Raw genomic sequence first — 6743 nt, 5'->3', positions numbered from 1 at the left:
GTGTCCAATCCTGTTAGGGGGCTTTAGAGTTTTTACCACCCGAAGTAGAAATAACAGGAAAATCTCCGCTTATTCTTACTCCCGTAACTTCCTCCCTCTGCCTCCCATATAGATCTTGTAGATATTATGAACAACCTACTCGATGATTGTCAAATATTGTATAATATTAACAGGGAGGTATCCGGTTAAGCGCCCACAATCCCTTTCATCCAGGCTCGACCGGCCAATTCTTTCCTTAAATCATAGGGAAGGATAGTGATCATGATGTTTTGGTCTTATGTAGATGAAGTCGCGGACATGGTTGAACCTTTTCATCCAACAGTCACCCAAGTGCAAGATCTAAAACGATGGTTGGATGAGACGGAAGAAGACGTCGGAATGGTCGTAACGGATAAGCACTCTAATATCATCATGGTGAACAAAGTTTTCATGGAAGTAACGGGTTATCAACCTACTGAAGTTATTGGCAGGAATCCTCGAATGCTTCAATCTGGAAAACATAACGTTGAATTTTATAAGCTCATGTGGAATAGCCTGCTGGAGAAAGGTCGCTGGAATGGTCGGATATGGGACCGTCGTAAGAACAGGGAAATTTATCGCGAATGGCTCAATATCACCGTGATTGAAGATAAACTCGGAGAACCTATGTATTACATTGCTTCTTTTATGATCTCTAAGATACAGGCTAATGGAGCGGGGAACTAAGATTGATCGTGAGACATCATAACGGCCACGGAGTAATGAACTTACTTCGTGGCCCTTAGCTTCATTATACCCAGAATGTAGGGTACCTTCTATTTTCATCTAAGTTATTAAACAAAAGAGCCGCTACGACAATAATGATGGAACCTAACAAAACTGGAGTGAATAAAAAGCCCCAGCTGCTCCCAGCCAAAATCACCACAATAGGATCCGCCCCAGCTGGTGGGTGAGTGGTTCGTGTGACGATCATAGCTCCAATGGCCAACCCTACCCCTAAGGCTAGTACCCATGGCTGATTTCCCCAGAGATGATATAAACCTAAACCTACCGCCGTGGATACAAGATGCCCTCCGATAATATTTCTTGGCTGAGAAAGAGGAGATTCCCATACCGCAAAGGCCAGAACACAACTTGCTCCGAAGGGGGCCATCAAAAGTATAGAGGAAGTAACATTCGTCATATAGACAAGTAAAGCAATCGTTAAGAATCCTCCAACAGAGCTAATTAATAATGTTTTAGGGATCACCTTTAACGGACTTTTTCCCGTCCCTCTCATTTTTGCTATATACGGCTTAAGCTGACCCATGATCATTAAAAAATGACCTCCTCTCCATCTTTCTGCATCATCACTTGATTAGGATCACAGTTCAATCCATAATGGTTCATTGCATTCCTCTCGCCTTCTTCCAACCTCTTGCCAAATTTTAGATTTTAACTTAGTGTAGCATTAACACTAAAATGGGAGAATTTCCATTCTTCTATATAGATATAACCTAATGTTATACCCCAGCGAAAAGGATGAATCCTATGCCGAGACTTCAGCAACTGAAATACTTTATCGCGGTCGTTGAGAATGGCAGTTTGAACCAAGCAGCCAAATCGCTCTTTCTTTCTCAACCTGCACTTACTAAGCAGTTAATGATATTAGAAGGTGAACTTCAATGCCCTTTGTTTATCCGGAAAAAAACAGGAATGGAGTTAACGAGTGGGGGAAGATTCCTCTATGAGAAAGCCTGCACTATCGTTCAACAGGTAGAGCAGCTTAAGGAAGAGCTCCAGATGTTTAATCAGAAGATTCATCTCCGCATAGGCGCCCTCCCTAGCATAGGGACCTACTATTTACCTTTATTTATGGATTGCTTGACATCCCACCGGCCTTATCAATTGGAGATCATTCTCCGTGATACGACGAAAGAACTCATAGAACTAGTCAAACAGGATCTGCTCGATATCGCCTACGTTCAAGACTGTATGAAGCCCGAAGGACTGGAGTGGATTTCTTTATTCCGAGAGCCCTACCTTGCCGTCCTGCCAAAATCGCATCCCCTCGCACAACAAGAGGAGATCAGCTTGCAGGAGCTCGTAGCGCATAGAATGATACTGTATAAAGACCCTTGCGATATCCGCACATCCTTTCGAAAAAGCTGTAATGAAGCGGGCGTCCACCCAACCCAAACGATGGAACTCGAATTCAATGAATCCGTTCTTTCATTTGTAGCCAATGGGCTTGGTATCTCTATTACGCCTAATATGGTGGCTGAGCGTATTACAGACCCTCTTCTTACCACGAGAAAGGTCTCATCCCCATCTTTGGAGCGAACGGTCGACGTTGTCTACCGACAGGATAATCAAGAACATACACAAAAATTCATTCAATTCACCTTAGGGATATAACCTTGAGTTATATCCCTAATACCCGATGTGTATTACCTTGAAATTGATATCGCATGTTATCCTTTCTCTAACTTGAAAGTAGTTGGAGAAAGGAGTTTTTTATGATGCTAATTGGATATCTGTTGATGTGCTTCATTTTTGGAACCACGTACTTGGCTATTAAAATCGGACTCTCGGAGGGGCTGCCTCCACTATATATGGCCTCTTTGCGTTTTTTTATTGCAAGCTTGGTACTAGGCTTGTTTCTTATGTTAATAAAGAAAAGCTCTTACCCTAAAGGGATAAAACTTTATCTCGAAATGGCTTACTTAGGAATCCTAATGACGACGATCCCGTTCGCTGCCTTGTTCTGGGCAGAACAGCATATCTCGTCGGGGATTGCCTCCTTACTCGTTGCCACAGCTCCCTTATTCATTGGCTTGTTAAGTCGGATGGACCGGCTTCAATGGTTAGGTTTCTTCGTGGCGTTAACTGGACTCTATCTCGTACTTTACCAGGATATTTGGTCAGATGTCTCATCAACGGAGAGTCTAATGGCCAAGGGAGCTATTGTACTGTCTGAATTGTTCTTTGCCTATGGCGCCATTCGCTCGAAAAAGCTTCTATCCACAGGTCTTTCTCCGCAATGGTTTAATAGTATACAAATGGGCTTTGCTAGTCTGGCTTTGTTTCTTGCCTCCCTATTGATTGGTGAGCGTCCATTCACCTTCACCCAATGGACGCCCACCTCCATCGCGAGCTTGCTATACTTGGCTATTGTGGCTTCCGTTTTGGCATCAGGAATATACTATTGGCTCATTCATGTCACGAACCCACTATTTCCGTCTACCTGGACTTACGTGGCACCTATTATTGCCCTTTCTGCTGGTTCTCTCTTGATGGGCGAAGCCTATCCTGTCACAAGTCTAGCAGGTACTATTTTTGTTTTGAGTGGAGTCGTAATCATTAATCGAAAAGTATTTCTCTCTCTTCTTCCCAAGAAGAGAAGCGCAGAAACAAAAGGCCATCTTATCTGTTCCGAAGGTGAGCAGCGGGAAGTAGCAGGGAAGATATAATAAAGAGGCTATCCCTTTGAGGAGGTTTTACCGAACCTCTTGGGATAGCCTCTATGCCTATCTAAACCATAATTTTGCAAATGTCATTCGTAAATTCTACCGGATCTTGAATAGGCAATCCTTCAATAAGAAGAGCTTGATTGTATAACAGGTTTGTAAAGAGATTTAATTTTTCTTGATCTTTCTCGAAGGCATCCTTTAAAGACTGGAACACCTCATGGTTCACATTGAGTTCCAATATCTTGTCTGCCTGGATATTTTGATTATTAGGCATAGATTTTAGGATCTTTTCCATCTCAATGGTTACTTCCCCATCTGTTGACAGACAAACAGGATGTGTTTTTAAGCGCTTGGATACTCGAACGTCCTTTACCTTTCCAGATAGCACCTTCTTCATATGATCGAAGAGTTCTTGGTTTTCCTTTTGCTCTGCATCCGTATTGTTTTGGCTATCCTCTGCTTCAATGCCTAGATCGCCACTAGATACCGACTTGAATTCTTTTTCTTTATAAGACATCAACATCTTGATCGCGAACTCATCGATTTCATCCGTAAAGTAAAGGATTTCATATCCCTTGTCCGCAACCAGCTCGGTTTGCGGCATCTTTTCAATACGTTCATTCGTTTCACCAGAGGCATAGTAAATATATTTTTGATCTTCTGGCATTCTTGATACATATTCATCTAGTGTTACCATCTTCTTTTCTTTGGAAGAGTAGAACATGAGTAAATCCTGAAGAACATCCTTATTCGTGCCGTAGTCACTGTATACACCATACTTTAATTGGCGGCCAAAGGACTTATAGAATTGCTCGTACTTCTCGCGATCATTCTTTAATAGGTTCTGCAATTCATTCGTGATCTTCGTCTTAATATTCTTAGCAATGAGTTTCAACTGGCGATCATGCTGAAGGATCTCACGAGAGATATTTAGGGACAGATCTTCCGAGTCCACCATCCCTTTCACGAAGCTGTAATAGTCAGGAAGTAGATCGGCACACTTGTTCATGATCAATACGCCATTAGAATAGAGTTCTAGCCCTTTTTCGAATTCCTTGGAATAATAGTCGAACGGAATACTCTCAGGGATAAATAGAATCGCATTATATCTCACAGCCCCATCCACACTAATGTGGATGTGCTTAAGCGGCTGATCAAATCCGTAATGCTTCTCCGCATAGAAATTCTCGTAATCTTCCTTCGTTAACTCGCTTTTATTCTTTCTCCAGATCGGCACCATGCTGTTGACAATCTGCTCTTCTTTTACTTCTTCGAATTCAGTCTCGCTGCCTTCTTTGAGCTTTCTGGTGGTGATATCCATCTTGATCGGGTAGCGAATAAAGTCGGAGTACTTCTTGATAATCCCTTTTAATCGGTATTCCTCAAGATACTCGTCATAACTTTCCTCTTCGGTATTTTCTTTGATCTTAAGAATAATCTCCGTACCGACCGTATCTTTCTCGCAAGGAACAATCGTATAACCATCCGCACCTTGAGATTCCCACTTATAGGCCTGATCGCTGCCTAGGGCTTTACTCATCACGGTCACCACATCAGCTACCATAAAGGCGGAATAGAAACCAACCCCGAATTGACCAATAATATCATGGCCATCTTTGATCTCATTTTCCTTCTTAAATGCTAAAGAACCGCTCTTCGCGATAATGCCGAGGTTGTTCTCCAACTCTTCCGGTGTCATCCCGATTCCAGTATCTGTGATCCTGAGTGTCCGATTTTCCTTATCAGCTACTACTTTAATGTAATAGCTATCTTGATCGAAGCTAAGGGAATCGTCCGTTAAAGCTTTATAATAGATTTTATCAATCGCGTCACTCGAGTTCGAGATTAATTCTCTCAAAAAGATCTCACGCTGAGAGTAGATGGAGTTAATCATCATTTCTAAAAGTCTTTTGGATTCGGCTTGAAATTGCTTTTTTTCCATAGAAATCTCTCCTTTCCAATTCAAACATTCTTATGTAGGGATGTTAGCACTCAATCACTCCGAGTGCTAACCACTAATTAATTATCACATTTTCTGATTTATTGTCAATATCGATTTCCCAAACAAAGGGAAAAGTGCAAGTCTCCTCTGACTTGCACCTCCCCATATCTTTTAGTGTTTGCCTTCCGTACTGATTTGGAAAGTAACCCCAAACTTATCGGTTACGACTCCGTATCCAGGACTCCAAAACGTTTCTTGAAATGGCATCCCTACTTGACCATCCTGTTGCAGCGCATCAAAGATTTTCTTTGAGTGCTCAACTTCATCAGCCGTAATACAAATCGTGACTTGATTGCCTACTTGATGGGGTTGGCCTGGGAACGTATCCGATAGCATAAGTTCGGTTTCTCCAACCTTTAGCATCGCATGAGCAACACGACCCTTTGCCTCTTCGGGCATAGGGAAATTCGGGTTCGACGGCATCTCCCCGAAAGTCTGAATGCCAAGGACTGTAGCTCCTAAGGCCTTCTGGTAGAATTCGATCGCTTCCTTAGCATTTCCATTCATAACTAGATAAGGATTTAAGCGCACTGTCATGATTTAACAACTCCTAGGACAACATTTGGAAAATCATTCCTAGTATATACCGAAAATCCGTAGAAAAACATCATCCATCATAAATAAAATAAGTTCCCTGAGACATATCCTGGACATAGGATCCCTTATCTTTGCTAAAAACGCTGCAAGAGATCATTTATCGGACATAACGTTCGCTATTTGGGCCAAAACACGTAAAGGCAACCGTATATTAGCAAAATAACGGTAACCACGTCCGTTTTTCCCCAATCCATAGCGGTTTTAACTGCTTTTACGTACCTGATGTCCGCACTTGAATATGAAGAGCCATGCCTTCCACCCTGGTAAAGTAAAGGGTCACAGGTTCTCCGCTCATCCCAATGAAATAAGGGTAGGAAGTTGCTCAGCTATGTTTATCTTCCCATTCTTCCGGGTGATATTGATAGATTTCTAGATTTACAAAAGTATGGTGATGAAAGTGAACCCCTTCGCTTTCTAACGACATCTTCTGAGCTTGGACATGCTCCTCATCCTTCAAGCCAATTTCACCTTTTGCATTGATGACCCGATGCCATGGAAGCTGATGCTTTCGACTCATGGAATGCAGAATTCTAACCACTTGCCTTGCCCCTCTCGGACTGCCTGCAAGCCTGGCAATTTGACCATAAGTCATCACTTTGCCAGAGGGTATAGCTCGAATAATTTCTAACACCTTATCCGTAAACGACATGGCTTCTCTATCTTGGTCGTCCACCTGACATTCCTCCTCCCTTACCGATCAGCGGACAATAGTC

The 6743-nt window shown here is 42.5% G+C and carries 7 protein-coding genes; 3 read left to right on the top strand and 4 right to left on the bottom strand.

What is annotated here, in order from left to right:
- The first annotated feature begins 261 nt into the window (after positions 1-261).
- Positions 262-705, top strand: a complete 444-nt coding sequence (locus EIZ39_RS23740) for a PAS domain S-box protein (RefSeq protein WP_129203590.1) — start codon at positions 262-264, stop codon at positions 703-705.
- Positions 706-769: 64 nt separating this feature from the next.
- On the opposite strand, the gene EIZ39_RS23735 is transcribed toward EIZ39_RS23740, so the two are convergent.
- Positions 770-1294 (bottom strand): HPP family protein, encoded by a 525-nt coding sequence (locus EIZ39_RS23735; RefSeq protein WP_129203588.1) that lies wholly within the window; start codon positions 1292-1294, stop codon positions 770-772.
- A 215-nt stretch (positions 1295-1509) separates the two neighbouring features.
- Here EIZ39_RS23735 and EIZ39_RS23730 point away from each other — a divergent pair, with 215 nt between their 5' ends.
- Positions 1510-2376: a LysR family transcriptional regulator gene (locus tag EIZ39_RS23730; RefSeq protein ID WP_164985286.1), complete on the top strand. Its 867-nt coding sequence runs from the start codon at positions 1510-1512 to the stop codon at positions 2374-2376.
- A 101-nt stretch (positions 2377-2477) separates the two neighbouring features.
- Positions 2478-3431, top strand: a complete 954-nt coding sequence (locus EIZ39_RS23725; RefSeq protein WP_129203584.1) for a DMT family transporter — start codon at positions 2478-2480, stop codon at positions 3429-3431.
- 61 nt (positions 3432-3492) lie between these two features.
- Here EIZ39_RS23725 and htpG read toward each other — a convergent pair whose 3' ends face one another.
- The 3 genes from htpG to EIZ39_RS23710 form a co-directional block, all read right to left on the bottom strand.
- Positions 3493-5373 (bottom strand): molecular chaperone HtpG, encoded by a 1881-nt coding sequence (htpG, locus tag EIZ39_RS23720; protein WP_129203583.1) that lies wholly within the window; start codon positions 5371-5373, stop codon positions 3493-3495.
- 171 nt (positions 5374-5544) lie between these two features.
- Entirely contained in the window at positions 5545-5970 is a 426-nt protein-coding gene (locus EIZ39_RS23715; RefSeq protein ID WP_129203581.1) for a VOC family protein, read from the bottom strand.
- 382 nt (positions 5971-6352) lie between these two features.
- Entirely contained in the window at positions 6353-6679 is a 327-nt protein-coding gene (locus EIZ39_RS23710; RefSeq protein WP_129203599.1) for an MGMT family protein, read from the bottom strand.
- Positions 6680-6743: the final 64 nt, after the last annotated feature.

Source organism: Ammoniphilus sp. CFH 90114 (assembly GCF_004123195.1).
In the GTDB taxonomy this organism is placed as follows: Bacteria; Bacillota; Bacilli; order Aneurinibacillales; family RAOX-1; genus YIM-78166.
Note: the sequence above shows the minus strand (reverse complement) of the source record. Positions and strands in the feature narration are given on the sequence as shown.